General features: G+C 67.8%; 13 protein-coding genes. 1 reads left to right on the plus strand and 12 read right to left on the minus strand.

What is annotated here, in order from left to right; translation table 11 throughout:
* Positions 1 to 164: 164 nt before the first annotated feature.
* The 4 genes from tuf to rpsL all read right to left on the minus strand — a co-directional run bounded on the left by tuf (position 165) and on the right by rpsL (position 4,523).
* A complete protein-coding gene (gene tuf, locus HYE82_RS09180) occupies positions 165 to 1,358 on the minus strand; it encodes an elongation factor Tu (RefSeq protein ID WP_179173457.1) in 1,194 nt (397 codons plus the stop codon).
* 151 nt (positions 1,359 to 1,509) lie between these two features.
* On the minus strand, positions 1,510 to 3,639 hold the full coding sequence (gene fusA, locus HYE82_RS09185) for an elongation factor G (protein ID WP_179173458.1): 2,130 nt from the start codon (positions 3,637 to 3,639) through the stop codon (positions 1,510 to 1,512).
* Positions 3,640 to 3,678: 39 nt separating this feature from the next.
* Positions 3,679 to 4,149 carry a 30S ribosomal protein S7 gene (rpsG, locus tag HYE82_RS09190; RefSeq protein WP_114053724.1) on the minus strand — a complete coding sequence of 157 codons (471 nt, stop codon included), beginning with the start codon at positions 4,147 to 4,149 and terminating at the stop codon, positions 3,679 to 3,681.
* Between the two features lie 2 nt (positions 4,150 to 4,151).
* On the minus strand, positions 4,152 to 4,523 hold the full coding sequence (gene rpsL, locus HYE82_RS09195; protein ID WP_007265893.1) for a 30S ribosomal protein S12: 372 nt from the start codon (positions 4,521 to 4,523) through the stop codon (positions 4,152 to 4,154).
* A gap of 425 nt (positions 4,524 to 4,948) precedes the next feature.
* Here rpsL and HYE82_RS09200 point away from each other — a divergent pair, with 425 nt between their 5' ends.
* Complete coding sequence (locus HYE82_RS09200; protein ID WP_256987028.1) at positions 4,949 to 7,441, plus strand: YfhO family protein; 2,493 nt, start codon at positions 4,949 to 4,951, stop codon at positions 7,439 to 7,441.
* 121 nt (positions 7,442 to 7,562) lie between these two features.
* Here HYE82_RS09200 and HYE82_RS09205 read toward each other — a convergent pair whose 3' ends face one another.
* From HYE82_RS09205 to secE, 8 genes are all read right to left on the minus strand, one after another.
* Positions 7,563 to 11,462, minus strand: a complete 3,900-nt coding sequence (locus tag HYE82_RS09205) for a DNA-directed RNA polymerase subunit beta' (protein ID WP_179173460.1) — start codon at positions 11,460 to 11,462, stop codon at positions 7,563 to 7,565.
* Between the two features lie 98 nt (positions 11,463 to 11,560).
* The gene (gene rpoB / locus HYE82_RS09210; protein WP_179173461.1) at positions 11,561 to 15,043 is read right to left on the minus strand and encodes a DNA-directed RNA polymerase subunit beta; all 3,483 of its coding nucleotides are present in this window, start codon (positions 15,041 to 15,043) and stop codon (positions 11,561 to 11,563) included.
* A 593-nt stretch (positions 15,044 to 15,636) separates the two neighbouring features.
* Positions 15,637 to 16,020, minus strand: coding sequence for a 50S ribosomal protein L7/L12 (gene rplL / locus HYE82_RS09215; RefSeq protein WP_179173462.1), 384 nt, complete (start codon positions 16,018 to 16,020; stop codon positions 15,637 to 15,639).
* Positions 16,021 to 16,131: 111 nt separating this feature from the next.
* Positions 16,132 to 16,662 carry a 50S ribosomal protein L10 gene (rplJ, locus tag HYE82_RS09220; RefSeq protein WP_179173463.1) on the minus strand — a complete coding sequence of 177 codons (531 nt, stop codon included), beginning with the start codon at positions 16,660 to 16,662 and terminating at the stop codon, positions 16,132 to 16,134.
* Between the two features lie 536 nt (positions 16,663 to 17,198).
* Positions 17,199 to 17,927 (minus strand): 50S ribosomal protein L1, encoded by a 729-nt coding sequence (gene rplA / locus HYE82_RS09225; RefSeq protein WP_179173464.1) that lies wholly within the window; start codon positions 17,925 to 17,927, stop codon positions 17,199 to 17,201.
* Between the two features lie 89 nt (positions 17,928 to 18,016).
* A complete protein-coding gene (rplK, locus tag HYE82_RS09230) occupies positions 18,017 to 18,451 on the minus strand; it encodes a 50S ribosomal protein L11 (RefSeq protein ID WP_179173465.1) in 435 nt (144 codons plus the stop codon).
* A gap of 166 nt (positions 18,452 to 18,617) precedes the next feature.
* The gene (gene nusG, locus HYE82_RS09235; protein ID WP_179173466.1) at positions 18,618 to 19,493 is read right to left on the minus strand and encodes a transcription termination/antitermination protein NusG; all 876 of its coding nucleotides are present in this window, start codon (positions 19,491 to 19,493) and stop codon (positions 18,618 to 18,620) included.
* Positions 19,494 to 19,577: 84 nt separating this feature from the next.
* Complete coding sequence (gene secE, locus HYE82_RS09240) at positions 19,578 to 19,859, minus strand: preprotein translocase subunit SecE (RefSeq protein WP_179173467.1); 282 nt, start codon at positions 19,857 to 19,859, stop codon at positions 19,578 to 19,580.
* Positions 19,860 to 19,893 lie beyond the last annotated feature (34 nt).

Consider the following 19,893-nt stretch of genomic DNA (forward strand, 5'->3'; position numbering starts at 1 on the left):
CCGGCCTACGCCGCGAGCGTCGTCGGCAGCGTCAGACGTGTATAAGAGACAGGGTCCGGACACGGCCAAGGGCCCCTCCCCCGCCGCCGAAGCGGAAGGGAAGGGGCCCTTGAGCCGAACACGGAGCCCGCTCGCGCGGACTGCCGGGTCAGAGCGTGAAGGACTTACTTCACGATCTTGGTGACCTGGCCGGCGCCCACGGTGCGACCACCCTCACGGATGGCGAACTTCAGGCCCTCCTCCATGGCGACCGGCTGGATCAGCTGGACGGACATCTCGGTGTTGTCGCCCGGCATGACCATCTCGGTGCCCTGCGGCAGGGTCACAACGCCCGTCACGTCCGTGGTACGGAAGTAGAACTGCGGACGGTAGTTGTTGAAGAACGGCGTGTGGCGGCCACCCTCGTCCTTGGACAGGATGTAGGCCTGGGCCTCGAACTCGGTGTGCGGGGTGACCGAGCCCGGCTTGATGATGACCTGGCCGCGCTCGACGTCCTCGCGCTTGATGCCGCGGAGCAGCAGACCGACGTTCTCACCGGCCTGGCCCTCGTCGAGCAGCTTGCGGAACATCTCGATGCCGGTGACCGTGGTGGTGGTCTTCTCGTTCTTGATGCCGATGATGTCGACGGTCTCGTTGACCTTCAGGACACCACGCTCGATACGACCGGTGACGACGGTGCCACGACCGGTGATCGTGAAGACGTCCTCGACGGGCATCAGGAACGGCTTCTCGGTGTCACGCGGCGGGGTCGGGATCGACTCGTCCACGGCAGCCATCAGGCCGAGGAGCTTCTCGCCCCACTCCTTGTCGCCCTCGAGCGCCTTCAGCGCCGAGACGCGGACGACCGGCAGGTCGTCGCCCGGGAACTCGTACTCGGAGAGGAGCTCGCGCACCTCGAGCTCGACGAGCTCCAGGATCTCCTCGTCGTCCACCATGTCGGCCTTGTTCAGGGCGACGACGATGTACGGAACGCCGACCTGGCGGGCCAGGAGCACGTGCTCCTTGGTCTGCGGCATCGGACCGTCGGTGGCGGCGACCACGAGGATGGCGCCGTCCATCTGCGCGGCACCGGTGATCATGTTCTTGATGTAGTCCGCGTGACCCGGGCAGTCGACGTGGGCGTAGTGACGCGCCTCGGTCTGGTACTCGACGTGCGCGATGGAGATGGTGATACCGCGCTGGCGCTCCTCGGGAGCCTTGTCGATCTGGTCGAAGGCCGAGGCCTCGTTCAGGTCCGGGTACGCGTCGTGCAGCACCTTGGTAATGGCGGCCGTGAGGGTCGTCTTACCGTGGTCAATGTGACCGATGGTGCCGATGTTGACGTGCGGCTTAGTCCGCTCGAACTTCGCCTTCGCCACGGGGGTCCTCCTGGAGAGTGGTTCTGTACGCCTTACTCATCGGCGCCAGGTGATCTTTGCTGGAAAGCCGGTCCCCGGGGCAACAGGTTTTTTGAATCCCCTGTTGCCCCAGAGGTTCCGGTGACAAGCCTAAAGCGTGTGCTCGGGAGAGTTACTCGCCCTTGGCCTTCGCGATGATCTCCTCGGCGACGTTCCGCGGAACCTCGGCGTAGGAGTCGAACTGCATCGAGTAGCTGGCGCGACCCGAGGTCTTGCTGCGGAGGTCTCCGACGTAGCCGAACATCTCCGAAAGCGGCACGAGGCCCTTCACGACGCGGGCGCCGTGACGCTCCTCCATGGCCTGGATCTGGCCACGGCGGGAGTTGATGTCGCCGATGACCTCACCCATGTAGTCCTCGGGCGTGGTGACCTCAACGGCCATCATCGGCTCGAGCAGCACGGGGGACGCCTTGCGCGCGGCCTCCTTGAAGGCCTGCGAACCGGCGATCTTGAACGCGAGCTCGGAGGAGTCGACCTCGTGGTAGCCACCGTCGAGAAGCGTGACGCGGACGCCCGTCATCTCGTAGCCGGCCAGGATGCCGAACTGCATGGCCTCCTGCGCACCCGCGTCGACCGAGGGGATGTACTCCTTCGGCACGCGGCCACCGGTGACCTTGTTCACGAACTCGTACGCCGGACCGTCGGACTCGGTGATCGGCTCGATCGCGATCTGCACCTTGGCGAACTGACCGGTACCACCGGTCTGCTTCTTGTGCGTGTAGTCGTGGCGCTCGACCGACTTGCGGATGGTCTCGCGGTACGCGACCTGCGGCTTGCCGACGTTGGCCTCGACCTTGAACTCGCGCTTCATACGGTCGACCAGCACCTCGAGGTGCAGCTCGCCCATACCGCCGAGGATGGTCTGGCCCGTCTCCTCGTCCGAGTGAACGTGGAAGGAGGGGTCCTCCTCCGCGAGGCGCTGGATGGCGACACCCAGCTTCTCCTGGTCACCCTTGGACTTGGGCTCGATGGCGACCTGGATGACCGGGGCCGGGAAGTCCATGGACTCCAGGATGACCGGCTGCTTCTCGTCGCACAGCGTCTCACCGGTGGTGGTCTGCTTCAGGCCCATGACGGCGACGATGTCGCCGGCGCCCACCGAGTCGATCTCCTCACGCTTGTTGGCGTGCATGCGGTAGATCTTGCCGATGCGCTCCTTCTTGCCCTTGACGGAGTTCTGCACCGCAGTGCCGGCCTCCAGGCGGCCCGAGTAAACCCGGACGAAGGTGAGCTTGCCGAGGTGCGGGTCGCTCATGATCTTGAAGGCGAGCGCGGCGAGGGGCTCGTCGTCCGACGGCTTGCGCTTCACGACGGTCTCGGCGTCGCGGACGTCGTGGCCCTCGATGGCCTCGATGTCCAGCGGCGACGGCAGGTAGCGGACGACGGCGTCGAGCAGGGGCTGAACGCCCTTGTTCTTGAACGCCGTGCCACAGAACACCGCGGTGATGGTGGAACCGCCACCCTTGCCGGAGCCGATGATGATGCGACGGACGGCGGCGTGCAGCTGCTCCACGGACGGCTCGTCGCCGTTGAGGAAGAGCTCCATGATCTCGTCGTCGTTCTCGGCGACGGTCTCGACCAGCTTGCCGCGCCACTCTTCAGCAGCCTCGGTGTGCGTGGCCGGGATGTCGACGACGTCGTACATCTCGCCCTTGGTCGCCTCGGCGGACCAGACGAACGCCTTCATCGTGACGAGGTCGACGACACCCTGGAAGTCGGCCTCGGCACCGATGGGGAGCTGCATGACGATCGGGACGGCGCCGAGGCGGTCCTTGATCATGTCGACACAGCGGTGGAACTCGGCGCCGGTGCGGTCGAGCTTGTTGACGAAGCAGATGCGCGGCACGCCGTAACGGTCGGCCTGACGCCAGACCGTCTCGGACTGCGGCTCCACACCGGCGACACCGTCGAACACGGTGACGGCACCGTCGAGGACGCGGAGCGAACGCTCCACCTCGACCGTGAAGTCCACGTGACCCGGGGTGTCGATGATGTTGATGGTGTGGTCGACGTTCTCGAGCGGCCAGTGGCAGGTCGTCGCGGCAGACGTGATCGTGATGCCGCGCTCCTGCTCCTGCTCCATCCAGTCCATCGTGGCAGCGCCGTCGTGGACTTCACCGATCTTGTAGGAGACACCGGTGTAGAACAGGATGCGCTCGGTGGTGGTCGTCTTGCCCGCGTCGATGTGGGCCATGATGCCGATGTTGCGCACCTTGGCCAGGTCAAGCGAAGTGGTAGCCATAAGGCTTCAGTCTTCTCTCGGTCTCGATGTGGGTTGCGACTACCAGCGGTAGTGCGCGAAGGCCTTGTTGGACTCGGCCATCTTGTGCGTGTCCTCACGCTTCTTCACGGCCGCACCAAGGCCGTTCGACGCGTCGAGGAGCTCGTTCATGAGGCGCTCGGTCATGGTCTTCTCGCGGCGGGCGCGGGAGTAACCCACGAGCCAGCGCAGCGCGAGGGTCGACTGGCGACCCGGCTTGACCTCGACCGGAACCTGGTAGGTCGCACCACCGACACGGCGGGACTTGACCTCGAGCGACGGCTTGACGTTCTCCAGCGCGCGCTTCAGCGTGATGACCGGGTCGTTGCCCGTCTTCTCGCGGAGGCCTTCCATGGCGCCGTAGACGATGCGCTCGGCGGTGGAGCGCTTGCCGTTCAGCAGGATCTTGTTGATCAGGGAGGTGACAAGAGGAGACTGGTAGACCGGGTCGATGATGACCGGGCGCTTCGGGGCGGGGCCCTTACGAGGCATTCTTACTTCTCCTTCTTGGCGCCGTAGCGGCTGCGGGCCTGCTTGCGGTTCTTGACAGCCTGGGTGTCAAGCGCACCGCGGATGATCTTGTAACGAACACCCGGCAGGTCCTTCACACGGCCACCACGCACGAGCACGATGGAGTGCTCCTGCAGGTTGTGTCCCTCACCCGGAATGTAAGCGGTGACCTCGATGCCGGAGGTCAGACGCACACGCGCGACCTTGCGGAGCGCCGAGTTCGGCTTCTTCGGGGTGGTCGTGAACACACGCGTGCAGACGCCGCGACGCTGGGGCGAGGCCTCAAGCGCGGGCGTCTTCGTCTTCTCGACCTTGTCCTGCCGGCCCTTACGGACCAGCTGCTGGATCGTAGGCACTACTTCTCCGGTTTCTGTGTGCCGTGTAGTAAAGCTAACCTGGAACTTCTGCCGACCCACGCGGTCGGGTGTGTCGGATCCGGCAGGCCCTCCCGCAAACGCGTTGAGGCACGTGGATCTCGGTGGCCGGTGCGACTCGCGTGCGGTTGATGGACACGCACGGGAGCCCAGGCACACCCCAGGCACAAGGTCTGAGCGTACCCACCGCATCCACTCCGGTCAAAACAAAGGCCCCACCGCAACCCCCGCGACACCCCCGCCGGTCATGCGCCACTTGGGCCCCGGCCGCCCGGCAGGCACCCGGCCCCCGGATGTGGTATAGGCCGTCGGCGGGCGCCCGCCGCACCCGCCGGGCCGCTCCCTCCCGGCAACTAAGATGCGTCAGCGATCCAGACCGAACGGCACCACACTCAGGGAGCGGGACATTGCGGACGGTCACCCCGGAGCCGACGGCCGCCCACAGCCCGGTCCCCGCCGAACCCGGTCCCCGCCGCCGGCTGCCGCGACCCGACCGCCTGTACGGGCCGCTGCTCGCCTTCGTCATCACCGCCGGCGCGTTCTGCGCCTCCTGGGCGGCCCGCGGCACCTTCCCCTTCGGCAACACCGGCCGGGCCATCAACGACCAGGCCAACCAGTACGTGCCCTTCCACCGGGGGCTGTGGGACCTGGTCCACGGGCAGGCCGCCGGCGACCTCCTGTTCAGCTGGCGCGGCGGCTTCGGACAGCAGTTCCTGTCCGACTACTACACCTACCTCGGCAATCCGTTCTCCTGGCTCGCCGTGCTCGTCCCGCGGGCCCACGTCGACCTCGCCGTCTTCCTGGTCACCCCGGTCACCATGGGCACCGCCGCCGCCGTGATGTCCGTCTACCTCGGCCGGCTGCACCCCGGGCCGTGGTGGCAGCGCGGGGTGCTCGGCGCCTGCTACGGGCTGTGCGGCTGGGCCCTGAGCGACGCCTCGTACATCCCCATGTGGCTGTGGGGCCTGGTGGCGTTCCCGCTGCTGGGCATCGCCGTCGAGTGGTGCCTGCAGGGCCGCCGCTGGACGGGCGCCGCCCTGTTGGTCGCGCTCGCCTGGTTCGGCAACTTCTACACCGCGATGATGGCCACGATGGCCGCCTGCGTGCTGCTCGCCGTCCGCGCGGCCACGCTGGACCTGACCGGCCGGCAGCGGCTGCACGCCCTGTGGCGGGCCTCGACCGCCGCCGCGACGGGCATCCTGCTCACCCTGCCGCTGCTCCTGCCGTCCTTCCTGTCCAGCGGCGCCGCCCAGCCGACGCAGGCCGCGGCCTTCGACCCGGTGCGCATCGAGGTCTTCCTGTCCGGGATGCTGCCGGCCACCCACCTCTGGGGCGGCCGGCCCCGGCTGTACGTGGCCTCGCTGGGCCTGATCCTCGCCGGGTCCTTCCTGTTCAACGCGGCCATCGCCCGCAGGACCCGACTGGTGTGGGCGGCGGCGACGCTGCTGGTCCTCGCCTCTTTCCAGTTCCCGCCCACCCAGTACCTGTGGCACGGGCTCGCGGTGCCGAACGGCAACCCGTACCGGGAGGCGTTCGTCTTCAGCGGGATGGTCGTGGTCCTGGCCTGGCTGTCCCTGGCCCACCGGCCGCGCCCCCTCCACCTCGCCTCGGCGGCGGGCCTCCTGGTCGCCGCGGCCCTCCTGCTCCGGCACACCGACGATTTCGGCGGCTGGACCTGGCGGGCGGTCCTCGGCGGCGGCGCCGTCTCGCTCCTCGCCCTGGTCCTGGCCGTGTCGGCCCGGGGCGACCGGCGCCGCTTCCTGGTCCCCGCGGCCGCCCTGCTCATGGCCGGCGTGGTCTTCGCCGAGTCCACGGCGGCCGCCGCCGGCGCCGACGCCCGCCGCTCCCGGGAGCGCTGGGCCAAACCGGTCGCCACCTCGAACCGCTCCATCAGCGCGCACCACGACGCCGTCCGCGGCGTGAACGGCTGGCCCCGCTACCGGACCGACTCGGGCGCGCCGCAGACCTCGTACAACGACGCGCTGGCGCTGGGCGCGGAGGGCCCGCAGTACTACAGCAGCTACCTGCCGGCGGCCACGTACGAGGCGCTGGAGCCCCTCGGCTACGGCTTCAAGAACGACGGCCGGACCTTCTTCGGCGCCGACAACCCGGTCCTCGACGCGATCTTCTCGATCGGCGCACGCGTCAGCCCCGGCCCGGCGAAGGACACCTGGGCGGCGGCCCGCTTCCCGGCTCCCCCGCTCGTCACCGTCCGCAGCGGGACCTTCACCTCCCCCAACCCGGCCGGCAGCGTGTACGCCCGCCAGGAGAACGTCCTCGGCACGGCCGTCTACCAGGTCCCGCGGACCGTCCGGGGCGGCACGGCCACGGAGCAGACGTACGCCGCGCAGTGCACCCCCGGCTCGGAGGCCTACTGGTTCTCCCCCGAGCTGTACGGCACCCTCGCCTCGGGCGGCACCCGGCGGCCGCTGGAGGACCGGATGACGGGCGTCGTGAAGCTGGGCCCGGTCCCCGCGGACGGCACGGTGGCCGTGACGGTGCGGACCCGGACCGAGGGCGCCGGCGCCGGGGACCACCCGATCGGCTGCCTGGACCGCGCCAGGCTGGACGAGGCCGTCCGCGGCCTCATCCGGACGGGTGCCACCGACGTCGCCACCGGCGGGCACGGCATCCGGGCCGCCCTCCCCGCGGGCACCACCGGCACGGCCGTCTTCGCCATGACCGCCGTCCCCGGCTGGCGGTGCACCGCGGACGCGAAGCCGGTGACCCCCGGCTCCTTCCACGGCCTGCTGGCCCTCCCCGTCACCCCCGGCACGACCGGGCTCGACTGCACCTTCACCCCGAAGGGGCTCACCGCGGGCCTGGCCGGCGCCGGCCTGTCCCTGCTGGCCCTGACCGGGGTCACCCTCGCCGGTCTCCGCCGTCGGCGCCGGGCCTGAGGGCCGGGGGCCGCCGCCCGCACCGCCACGGCCCGTACGCCCGTACAGCCCTCGTACGGAAAACGAGGAAGCCCCCCGCCGCTCCTTCCGGAGCAGCGGGGGGCTTCCTCATGGGCGACTCTCAGCCGTTGTACGGGCCGTAGTCGTAGTCCTCCAGCGGGACGGCCTGGCCGGAGCCGGTGCCGAAGGGCGAGTAGTCGATGTCGTCGTAGCCGACGGCCGAGTACATCGCGGCCTTCGCCTCCTCGGTGGGCTCGACCCGGATGTTGCGGTAGCGGGCGAGGCCCGTACCGGCCGGGATGAGCTTACCGATGATGACGTTCTCCTTGAGGCCGATCAGGGAGTCCGACTTGGCGTTGATCGCCGCGTCGGTCAGAACCCGGGTCGTCTCCTGGAAGGACGCCGCCGACAGCCAGGACTCGGTGGCGAGCGAGGCCTTGGTGATACCCATCAGCTGCGGACGGCCGGAGGCGGGGTGACCGCCCTCGGTGACCACACGACGGTTCTCGGTCTCGAAGCGCGAACGCTCGACGAGCTCGCCCGGAAGCAGCTCGGCGTCGCCCGACTCGATGATCGTCACGCGGCGGAGCATCTGCCGGATGATGATCTCGATGTGCTTGTCGTGGATCGACACGCCCTGCGAGTTGTAGACCTTCTGGACCTCGCCGACCAGGTGGACCTGGACCGCACGCTGGCCGAGGATGCGCAGCACGTCGTGCGGGTTGGTGGCACCCGCGGTGAGCTTCTGGCCCACCTCGACGTGGTCGCCCTCGTGGACGATGACCTTGGCGCGCTTGGAGATCGGGAAGGCCGTCTCGTCGCTGCCGTCGTCCGGCGTGATGACGATCTTCTTGGTCTTCTCGGTCTCCTCGATCCGCACGCGGCCGGCGGCCTCGGAGATCGGGGCGACACCCTTCGGGGTACGGGCCTCGAAGAGCTCGACGACACGCGGCAGACCCTGCGTGATGTCGTCACCGGCCACACCACCGGTGTGGAAGGTACGCATCGTCAGCTGGGTACCGGGCTCACCGATGGACTGGGCGGCGATGATGCCGACCGCCTCACCGATGTCGACCAGCTTGCCGGTGGCCAGGGAGCGGCCGTAGCAGAAGGCGCAGGTACCGACGGCGGACTCACAGGTCAGGACCGAGCGGGTCTTGACCTCCTCCACGCCGGCTGCGACGAGCTGGTCGATGAGGACGTCGCCGAGGTCGACGTTGGCCGGGGCCAGGACCTTGCCGTCGACGACGACGTCCTCGGCGAGCATGCGCGCGTACACCGAGGTCTCGACGTCCTCGGCCTTGCGCAGGACACCGGTCTCGTCCCGGACGGCGATCTTCAGCTTCAGGCCGCGGTCGGTGCCGCAGTCCTCCTCGCGGATGATCACGTCCTGCGAGACGTCCACCAGACGACGGGTCAGGTAACCCGAGTCGGCGGTACGCAGGGCGGTGTCGGCCAGACCCTTACGGGCACCGTGGGTGGAGATGAAGTACTCCAGCACGGAGAGGCCCTCACGGAACGAGGCCTTGATCGGACGCGGGATGGTCTCGTTCTTCGCGTTCGACACCAGACCGCGCATACCGGCGATCTGCCTCATCTGCATCATGTTTCCTCGGGCACCCGAGTCAACCATCATGAAGATGGGGTTGGTCTTGGGGAAGTTCGCGTTCATCGCCTCGGCGACCTCGTTGGTCGCCTTGGTCCAGATCGCGATGAGTTCCTGCGTGCGCTCGTCCTTGGTGATCAGACCGCGCTCGTACTGCTTCTGGACCTTCTCGTCCTGGGCCTCGTAGCCCGCGACGATCTCCTTCTTGGCCTCGGGGACCACGACGTCGGAGATGGCCACGGTGACGCCGGAACGGGTCGCCCAGTGGAAGCCGGCCGCCTTCAGGTTGTCGAGCGTCGCCGCGACGATGACCTTGGGGTAGCGCTCGGCCAGGTCGTTGACGATCTCGGAGAGCTGCTTCTTGCCCACCGAGTAGTCGACGAACGGGTAGTCCTCAGGCAGCAGCTCGTTGAAGAGCGCACGGCCCAGCGTGGTCTTCAGACGGAAGCTGTCGCCCGGCTGGAACTCCGGCTCACCCTCCTCGGCGACCGGGGCGACCCAGCCGCGCGGCGGGATGGTGCCCACCGGGAAGCGGATGTCGACCTGCGACTGCAGCGAGAGCTCGCCGGCGTCGAAGGCCATGATCGCCTCGGCGGTGGAGCCGAAGGCACGGCCCTCGCCCTTGACGTCGCGCAGCTCGCCGTCCGTGGTGAGGAAGAACAGACCGAGGACCATGTCCTGGGTCGGCATCGTCACCGGGCGGCCGTCGGCCGGCTTGAGGATGTTGTTCGAGGACAGCATCAGGATGCGGGCCTCGGCCTGCGCCTCCGCGGACAGCGGCAGGTGCACGGCCATCTGGTCACCGTCGAAGTCCGCGTTGAACGCGGTGCAGACGAGCGGGTGGATCTGGATGGCCTTGCCCTCGACCAGCTGCGGCTCGAAGGCCTGGATGCCGAGGCGGTGCAGCGTGGGCGCACGGTTCAGCAGCACCGGGTGCTCGGCGATGACCTCTTCGAGGACGTCGTACACGACGGTGCGGCCGCGCTCGACCATGCGCTTGGCCGACTTGATGTTCTGCGCGTGGTTCAGGTCGACCAGGCGCTTCATCACGAACGGCTTGAAGAGCTCCAGCGCCATGGCCTTGGGCAGGCCGCACTGGTGCAGCTTGAGCTGCGGGCCGACGACGATGACGGAACGCGCCGAGTAGTCGACTCGCTTGCCGAGCAGGTTCTGGCGGAAGCGACCCTGCTTGCCCTTCAGCATGTCGCTGAGGGACTTCAGCGGACGGTTGCCGGGGCCCGTGACCGGGCGGCCGCGGCGGCCGTTGTCGAACAGCGCGTCGACGGCCTCCTGGAGCATGCGCTTCTCGTTGTTCACGATGATCTCGGGGGCACCGAGGTCGAGGAGGCGCTTCAGGCGGTTGTTGCGGTTGATGACACGGCGGTACAGGTCGTTCAGGTCGGAGGTCGCGAAGCGGCCACCGTCCAGCTGCACCATCGGACGCAGGTCCGGCGGGATGACCGGGACGCAGTCCAGGACCATGCCCTTGGGGCTGTTGCTGGTCTGCAGGAACGCGGAGACGACCTTCAGGCGCTTCAGCGCACGGGTCTTCTTCTGGCCCTTGCCGGTGCGGATGATCTCGCGGAGGCGCTCGGCCTCCTCCTCCAGGTCGAAGGACTCCAGGCGCTTCTGCAGCGCCGCGGCACCCATCGAGCCGTCGAAGTACGTGCCGAAGCGGTCACGCAGCTCGCGGTAGAGGAGCTCGTCGCCCTCCAGGTCCTGGACCTTGAGGTTCTTGAAGCGGTTCCAGACCTCGTCCAGGCGGTCGATCTCGCGCTGGGAGCGGTCGCGGAGCTGCTTCATCTCGCGCTCGGCGCCCTCGCGCACCTTGCGGCGCACGTCGGCCTTGGCGCCCTCGGCCTCGAGCTCGGCCAGGTCGGACTCGAGCTTCTTGGCGCGGGCCTCCAGGTCGGAGTCGCGGCGGTTCTCGATCTGCTGGCGCTCGACGGAGACGTGGGCCTCCAGCGACGGCAGGTCGCGCTGACGGCGCTCGTCGTCGACGAACGTGATCATGTAAGCGGCGAAGTAGATGACCTTCTCGAGGTCCTTCGGCGCGAGGTCCAGCAGGTAGCCGAGGCGCGACGGAACGCCCTTGAAGTACCAGATGTGGGTGACGGGGGCGGCAAGTTCGATGTGGCCCATCCGCTCACGGCGCACCTTGGCGCGCGTGACCTCGACGCCACAGCGCTCACAGATGATGCCCTTGAAGCGGACACGCTTGTACTTGCCGCAGTAGCACTCCCAGTCCCGGGTCGGACCGAAGATCTTCTCGCAGAAGAGTCCGTCCTTCTCGGGCTTCAGGGTGCGGTAGTTGATGGTCTCCGGCTTCTTGACCTCGCCGTGGGACCAGGTACGGATGTCGTCCGCGGTGGCAAGGCCGATCCGCAGCTCGTCGAAGAAGTTGACGTCGAGCACTGTGCGTCAATCCCTCTTTCGGGGTCGTGTCTCAATCATGGTCTGAACGGTCCCGGGGATGGCCGGGGGCTGCGGTTGCGAGCCCCCGGCCAGGCCCGTCAGACCTCTTCGACGCTGCTCGGCTCGCGCCGGGACAGGTCGATACCCAGCTCCTCCGCGGCGCGGAAGACGTCCTCGTCGGTGTCGCGCATCTCGATGGACATGCCGTCCGAGGACAGCACCTCCACGTTGAGGCAGAGCGACTGCATTTCCTTGATGAGCACCTTGAAGGACTCGGGAATGCCCGGCTCGGGGATGTTCTCGCCCTTGACGATGGCCTCGTAGACCTTCACGCGGCCGGTGACGTCGTCGGACTTGATGGTCAGAAGCTCCTGGAGGGCGTACGCGGCGCCGTACGCCTCGAGCGCCCACACCTCCATCTCACCGAAGCGCTGGCCACCGAACTGCGCCTTACCACCCAGCGGCTGCTGCGTGATCATCGAGTACGGACCGGTCGAACGGGCGTGGAGCTTGTCGTCGACCAGGTGGTGGAGCTTGAGGATGTACATGTACCCGACCGAGATCGGGTCCGGGAACGGCTCGCCGGAGCGGCCGTCGAACAGGCGCGCCTTGCCGGTCGGGAGCACCATGCGCTCGCCGTCGCGGTTCGGGATCGTGTGCTGCAGGAGGCCGGCCAGCTCGTCCTCGCGGGCACCGTCGAACACCGGGGTGGCGACGTTGGTGCCGGGGGCGACCTGGTCCGCGCCGATGACCTGCAGACGCTGGGCCCACTCGTCCGCGAGGCCGGAGACGTCCCAGCCGCGGCTGGCGAGCCAGCCGAGGTGGATCTCCAGGACCTGTCCCGGGTTCATTCGGGACGGGACACCGAGCGGGTTGAGGATGATGTCGACCGGGGTGCCGTCCTCGAGGAAGGGCATGTCCTCGATCGGGAGGATCTTGGAGATGACACCCTTGTTGCCGTGGCGGCCGGCGAGCTTGTCACCGTCGGTGATCTTGCGCTTCTGGGCGACGTAGACGCGGACCAGCTGGTTCACGCCCGGGGGAAGCTCGTCCCCCTCCTCGCGGTCGAAGACGCGGACGCCGATGACCTTGCCGATCTCACCGTGCGGCACCTTCAGGGAGGTGTCACGGACCTCGCGGGCCTTCTCACCGAAGATCGCGCGGAGCAGGCGCTCCTCCGGGGTCAGCTCGGTCTCGCCCTTCGGGGTGACCTTGCCGACCAGGATGTCGCCGGCGACGACGTCCGCACCGATGCGGATGATGCCGCGCTCGTCGAGGTCGGCGAGGACCTCCTCGGAGACGTTCGGGATGTCCCGGGTGATCTCCTCGGGGCCGAGCTTGGTGTCACGGGCGTCGACCTCGTGCTCCTCGATGTGGATCGAGGAGAGGACGTCGTCCTGGACGAGGCGCTGCGACAGGATGATCGCGTCCTCGTAGTTGTGGCCCTCCCACGGCATGAACGCGACGAGCAGGTTCTTGCCCAGCGCCATCTCGCCGTTCTCGGTCGCCGGACCGTCGGCGAGGACCTGGGACTCCACGACCCGGTCGCCCTCGTTGACGATCACCTTCTGGTTGACCGAGGTGCCCTGGTTCGAGCGGGAGAACTTGGCGACGCGGTACGTGGTGTACGTGCCGTCGTCGTTCGCGACGGTGATGTAGTCGGCCGAGACCTCCTGGACGACACCGTTCTTCTCCGCCTTGATGGAGTCGCCGGCGTCGACGGCGCAGCGGTACTCCATGCCGGTGCCGACGAGCGGGGCCTCCGCCTTGATGAGCGGAACGGCCTGGCGCATCATGTTCGCGCCCATGAGGGCGCGGTTGGCGTCGTCGTGCTCCAGGAAGGGGATCATCGCGGTGGCGACGGACACCATCTGGCGCGGCGAGACGTCCATGTAGTCCACGTCGGCGGGCTCGACGTAGTCGACCTCGCCGCCACGCTTGCGGACGAGGACGCGGCCCTCGGCGAAGCGCAGGTTCTCGTCCAGGCGGGCGTTCGCCTGGGCGATGACGAAGCGGTCTTCCTCGTCGGCGGTGACGTAGTCGACCTCGTCGGTGACCTGGCCGTCGACGACCTTGCGGTACGGCGTCTCGATGAAGCCGAACGCGTTGACGCGGCCGTACGAGGCGAGCGAGCCGATCAGACCGATGTTCGGGCCTTCGGGGGTCTCGATCGGGCACATGCGGCCGTAGTGCGACGGGTGGACGTCACGGACCTCGAAGCCCGCCCGCTCACGGCTCAGACCACCGGGGCCGAGCGCGGAGAGACGGCGCTTGTGGGTGAGACCGGACAGCGGGTTGTTCTGGTCCATGAACTGCGACAGCTGGCTGGTGCCGAAGAACTCCTTGATGGAGGCGACGACCGGCCGGATGTTGATCAGGGTCTGCGGCGTGATCGCCTCGACGTCCTGGGTGGTCATGCGCTCGCGGACGACGCGCTCCATGCGCGCCAGACCCGTGCGGACCTGGTTCTGGATGAGCTCGCCGACGTTGCGCAGGCGGCGGTTGCCGAAGTGGTCGATGTCGTCGGTCTCGACGACGATCGAACGGCCGGACTCGCCGATGGTCTCGCTCTCGCCCGCGTGGAGCTTCACGAGGTACTTGATCGTCGCGATGATGTCGTCGACGGTCAGCACGCCGGCGTCGAGCGGCTCGTCGGCGCCGAGCTTCTTGTTGACCTTGTAGCGGCCGACCTTCGCCAGGTCGTAGCGCTTCGGGTTGAAGTACAGGTTCTCGAGCAGCGTCTGCGCGGCCTCACGGGTCGGCGGCTCGCCCGGACGCAGCTTGCGGTAGATGTCGAGCAGCGCGTCGTCCTGGCCCTGGGTGTGGTCCTTCTCCAGGGTGGCGCGCATGGACTCGTACTCGCCGAACTCCTCGAGGATCTGCTCGGTGGTCCAGCCGAGGGCCTTCAGGAGGACGGTGACGGACTGCTTGCGCTTGCGGTCGATGCGGACACCGACCATGTCGCGCTTGTCGACCTCCATCTCCAGCCAGGCACCGCGCGACGGGATGATCTTGGCGGAGAAGATGTCCTTGTCGGACGTCTTGTCGATGGAGGAGTCGAAGTAGACACCGGGGGAGCGCACCAGCTGCGACACGACGACACGCTCGGTGCCGTTGATCACGAAGGTGCCCTTGTTGGTCATGAGCGGGAAGTCGCCCATGAAGACCGTCTGAGACTTGATCTCACCGGTCTCGTTGTTCGTGAACTCGGCCGTGACGAAGAGCGGCGCCGCGTACGTGAAGTCGCGCTCCTTGCACTCGTCCACCGAGTTCTTCGCCGGCTCGAACCGGTGGTCGCGGAAGGTCAGCGACATCGACCCGGAGAAGTCCTCGATCGGCGAGATCTCCTCGAAGATCTCCTCAAGACCGGACTTCGTGGGAACGTCCAGTCCACTCTCGAGCGCCGACTCGACGCGAGACTTCCAGGCGTTGTTGCCGAGCAGCCAGTCAAAGCTCTCGGTCTGCAGCGCCAGGAGGTTCGGAACCTCGAGCGGCTCCTTGATCTTTGCAAAGGAGATGCGCAGCGGGGCGGTGCTGGCACCGTTGTTCGTATTGGTCGAGGCGTTGCGCGAGGCGGCCAAGAGGGGGTCCTTCCGAGGGCTCGGACTCACTACGCGCGTACCGGTCCCAGCCGACACAGGAGACGCACTCCCCGAACTGGTTGAAATGCCAGGTCAGGGCGTATCAATCAAGTGTGCTCGAGCGTGGGCATGCCCCTGGCGACGGGCAGGGGACAGCTAACAGGCAGCGCAAAGGGTCAGTGTAGCCACTTGGCTCACTGATGTCCAGACCAGGTTTCCGGAAACCGGCAACAGGCCTTCCCCACGTCGTCAAAACCAACCGCTGCGTCCAACGTCACGGCTCTCGTACACAGAGCGCGTATCAGTACTGCCCTCTTCGTAGTCGATCCATGCCTGGGATCCTCGATCGGTCTCCCGATCGCGGATCGAGCCGGCGACGGTCCTGAGAATTGCGCGCCGCGTGCCGTTCGTCAAGGCCCCCTGCTCCGTGCGGATCATCTCGGCCCCGTCGCGGGACCCTGGCACGGGGCAACGATGATCACCCTACTCCCCAACGGCGACAGGGCAAGTCAGGCACCGCCGGAGACGCCGAAGGGCGACCACCCTTACGGGTGATCGCCCTTCGCAGAGGCCGTCAGGCAGCCTCAGAGGTGTTACTTGACCTCGACGGAGGCACCGGCGCCCTTGAGGGCCTCGGCGGCCTTGTCAGCGGCCTCCTTGTTGACCTTCTCGAGGACCGGCTTCGGGGTGCCGTCGACGAGGTCCTTGGCCTCCTTCAGACCCAGGGAGGTCAGCTCACGCACGACCTTGATGACCTGGATCTTCTTGTCGCCGGCGCCGGTGAGGATGACGTCGAACTCGTCCTTCTCCTCCTCGGCCTCGGCCGGGGCACCCGGGACGCCGGCGGCGGCAACGGCGACCGGGGCGGCGGCGGTGACGTCGAACTTCTCCTCGAAGGCCTTCACGAACTCGGCGAGCTCGATGAGGGTCATCTCCTCGAACTGAGCGAGCAGGTCGTCCTGAGACAGCTTCGCCATGATGGGCGATCCTTCCACTAATTCGGCTGGTGCCGAGATGTATCGAAAGGCGGGCGTAACGGCCCGCTACGACCCGCGCACTAGGCGGCGCGGATCAATGCGCGAGCCGAATTACTCGGCACCGCCCTGCTCGTCCTGCTTGGCACGAAGCGCTTCCACGGTGCGGACGAGCTTCGACGGCAGCGCCTGGAAGAGCGCGGCAGTCTGGGACTGCTTGCCCTTCATGGCACCGGCCAGCTTGGCGAGCAGAACCTCGCGGGACTCGAGGTCCGCAAGCTTCTTGATCTCGTCGGCGGACAGCGCCTTGCCTTCAAGGACACCGCCCTTGATGACGAGCTTCGGGTTGTCCTTGGCGAAGTCACGCAGAGCCTTCGCCGACTCCACCGGGTCCCCGGTGACGAAGGCGACCGCGGTCGAACCAGCAAGGTGCTCGTCCAGCGCGGTGATCCCGACCGAGTTGGCCGCAATCTTGGTCAGCGTGTTCTTCACCACGGCGTACTGGGCGTTCCCACCGAGCGAACGACGCAGCGTCTTGAGCTGCGCAACGGTGAGCCCCGTGTACTCGGTCAGCACAGCGGCGTTCGAGCTGCGGAACATGTCCTCCAGCTCGGCTACCGCGGCAGCCTTGTCGGGCCTTGCCATAGAGCGTCGGCCTCCTTCCGGGTGATGAGGACCGCGCAGAAGGGGCTGGACAAAACAAAGCGCCCCGGGCGCAGGCGCACGGGGCAACGCTCGACCAGGATCAAGATCCTGGGAGCCTTTCCACATTCACCTGCGCGGGTCGCCCGCTTTCAGCGGATCCTTCGGCCACCGCGCCCTTGCGGGCGCGGCAACGACCAGCGGTCTTTGGCTTCCGTGGAAGGTTACGGCACCGTCCCCCCGTCGAGCAAATCGGGCAGCCGCCGGTGCCGGGGCGGGTCTGCACGGTGCGCGCAGCCGCTGCGCGCAGGGGGCGGCGGGGCACGGTGGCGGACGGCTGCCGTGCGGGCGCCGCAGCGCCCGGATGGCAGCCGTGCAGGCGCCGCAGCGCCCGGATGGCAGCCGTGCAGGCGCCGCAGCGCCCTTCCTGCCGCGCGACGGCCCCGCACGGGGATACGAACGGGCCCCCGCCCTCCCGAGGGAGTGTGGGGGCCCGTTCAGGCGCTCAGCCGGTCAGGTGGGCCGTACGGCCCGCCCGATCAGACAGCAGCCGGGTCTTCCTCGACGAGGAGGTTCCGGGTGCGGTTCGGGTCGAGCTGGATGCCGGGGCCCATGGTGGTGCTCACGGCGGCCTTCTTCAGGTAGCGGCCCTTGGCGGCGGACGGCTTCAGACGGAGGATCTCCTCCAGCGCCGCGCCGTAGTTCTCGACCAGCTGCTCATCGGAGAAGGAGACCTTGCCGATGATGAAGTGCAGGTTCGAGTGCTTGTCGACGCGGAACTCGATCTTGCCGCCCTTGATGTCGGTGACGGCCTTGGCCACGTCCATCGTCACGGTGCCGGTCTTCGGGTTCGGCATCAGACCACGCGGACCGAGCACGCGGCCGAGGCGGCCGACCTTGCCCATGAGGTCCGGGGTGGCGACGACCGCGTCGAACTCGTTCAGGCGGTTGCCCTTGGCGATCTCGTCGATCAGCTCGTCGTTGCCGACGATGTCGGCGCCGGCGGCCTCCGCGGCCGCAGCACGGTCACCGGTCGCGAAGACCAGGACCCGGGCGGTCTTACCGGTGCCGTGCGGGAGGTTCACGGTGCCACGGACCATCTGGTCGGCCTTGCGCGGGTCAACACCCAGGCGGAAGGCGACCTCGACGGTGGCGTCGAACTTGACCGAGGAGGTCTCCTTGGCGAGACGGACGGCCTCGAGCGGGGCGTACAGCTTCTCCCGGTCGACCTTGGCGTCCGCAGCGCGGAGAGTCTTGCTGCGCTTCACTTCTGCTCCTGTTTTTTCGCTTCAGGCATGGAGTTGTGGTGCGGACCAGCGCTTGGCCCTACCACGGGTGGTACAGGGGGTGGCTGAGATCAGCCCTCGACGGTGACGCCCATCGAACGCGCGGTGCCAGAGATGATCTTCATGGCGGCGTCGACGTCGTTGGCGTTCAGGTCGGGCATCTTCAGCTCGGCGATCTCGCGGACCTGGGCGGCCGTCAGCTTGGCGACCTTGTCCTTGTGCGGGGTGCCGGAGCCCTTGTCCACGCCCGCAGCCTTGAGGATCAGCTTGGCGGCCGGCGGGGTCTTGGTGACGAAGGTGAAGGAGCGGTCCTCGTAGACCGTGATCTCCACCGGCACGACCATGCCGCGCTGCGACTCGGTCGCGGCGTTGTAGGCCTTGCAGAACTCCATGATGTTGACGCCGTGCTGACCCAGCGCGGGGCCGACCGGCGGGGCCGGGTTGGCCGCACCGGCGTTGATCTGGAGCTTGATAAGCCCCGTGACCTTCTTCTTCTTGGGAGGCATTGCTCTCTCCGGGTCCTAGTGAGAGTTTTCCGCCGCCGATCCGGGTCATCCGGATGGAGGCATACCGCACCACGATAGCGGGTATCGGTGCGGGGCTTGAAACCGAGCAGGTCAGACCGCCCTTTGCAGGGGGGTCTGACCTGGCCGGAAGCTGTGGCTCAGAAGATCAGTTCTTCTGGATCTGGTCGAAGCTGAGCTCGACCGGGGTCTCGCGGCCGAAGATCTCGACGAGGCCCTTGACCTTCTTCGAGTCGGGGTTGATCTCGTTGATGGTCGCCTGCAGCGTCGCGAACGGGCCGTCGGTGACGGTGACCGAGTCGCCGACCTCGAAGTCCAGGACCTCGATGGTGCGCTTGACCGCGGGCGCCGGGAGGCCGGCCTCCTCGGCGGCCTGCTTGGCGGCCTTCTCCTGTGCCTCCGGGGCGAGCATCTTGACGATCTCGTCCAGGGTCAGCGGGTACGGGTCGTAGGCGTTGCCGACGAAGCCGGTGACGCCCGGGGTGTTGCGGACGACGCCCCAGGACTCGTTCGTCAGATCCATGCGGACGAGCACGTAGCCGGGCAGCTTGTTCTGCCGGACGTTCTTGCGCTCGCCGTTCTTGATCTGGACGATCTCTTCCTCGGGCACCTCGGCCTGGTAGATGAACTCCTCGACGTTGAGCGAGACGGCGCGCTGCTCCAGGTTGGCCTTCACGCGCTTCTCGTAGCCCGCGTAGGTGTGGATCACGTACCACTCGCCGGGCAGCGTGCGCAGCTCGTCGCGCAGGGCCTGGATCGGGTCGACGTCCTCCGCCTCGGCGGCCTCCTCGGCCTCCTCCGCGGGCTCGGTCTCGGCCGCGGCCTCGGCGGCCTCGTCCTCGTCGGCGTCGGCGTCGGCGTCGTCCTCGACGTGCAGCGCGGCCTCCTCGGCAGCGGCACCGGCCTCGGCGTCGGCGAGCTCCGCCTCGTCGGGGTCCACAGCGTCTGCCGCCTCGACGATGTCGAGCTCGTCCTCGACGGACTCGACGGAGTCGTGGCTCGCGTTCAGGTTCGGGTCAGACACGGTGGCTGCTTCTTCCTGGATACAAAAGGTGGTGGAACATGCGAAAACGGGCGGCACCCATCAAGGCGCCGCCCTCCGCGAGGATCAGCCGAAGACGAACTTGATGGCTTCCTGGAACCCATAGTCAATCACGGTCACCAGACCGATCATGATGACGACGAAGACAATCACCACGGTGGTGTACGTGGTGAGCTGGTTACGGGTCGGCCAGACGACCTTGCGGAGCTCCGCGACGATCTGGCGGTAGAACAGCGCGAGCCGTCCCAGAGGGCCCTTCTTGCCGCGCTTGCCGCCCTTGCGGGTCTTCTTCTCGGCGGTGCCGTCCTCGGCGTCAGGCTTGTCGATGGAGCCCAGGGCGTCCGTCACGTCTCTCACCTGAATCCGGGTCGGGGCCGTGGCC

The organism is Streptomyces sp. BR123, assembly GCF_013401435.1.
Classification (GTDB): domain Bacteria; phylum Actinomycetota; class Actinomycetes; order Streptomycetales; family Streptomycetaceae; genus Streptomyces.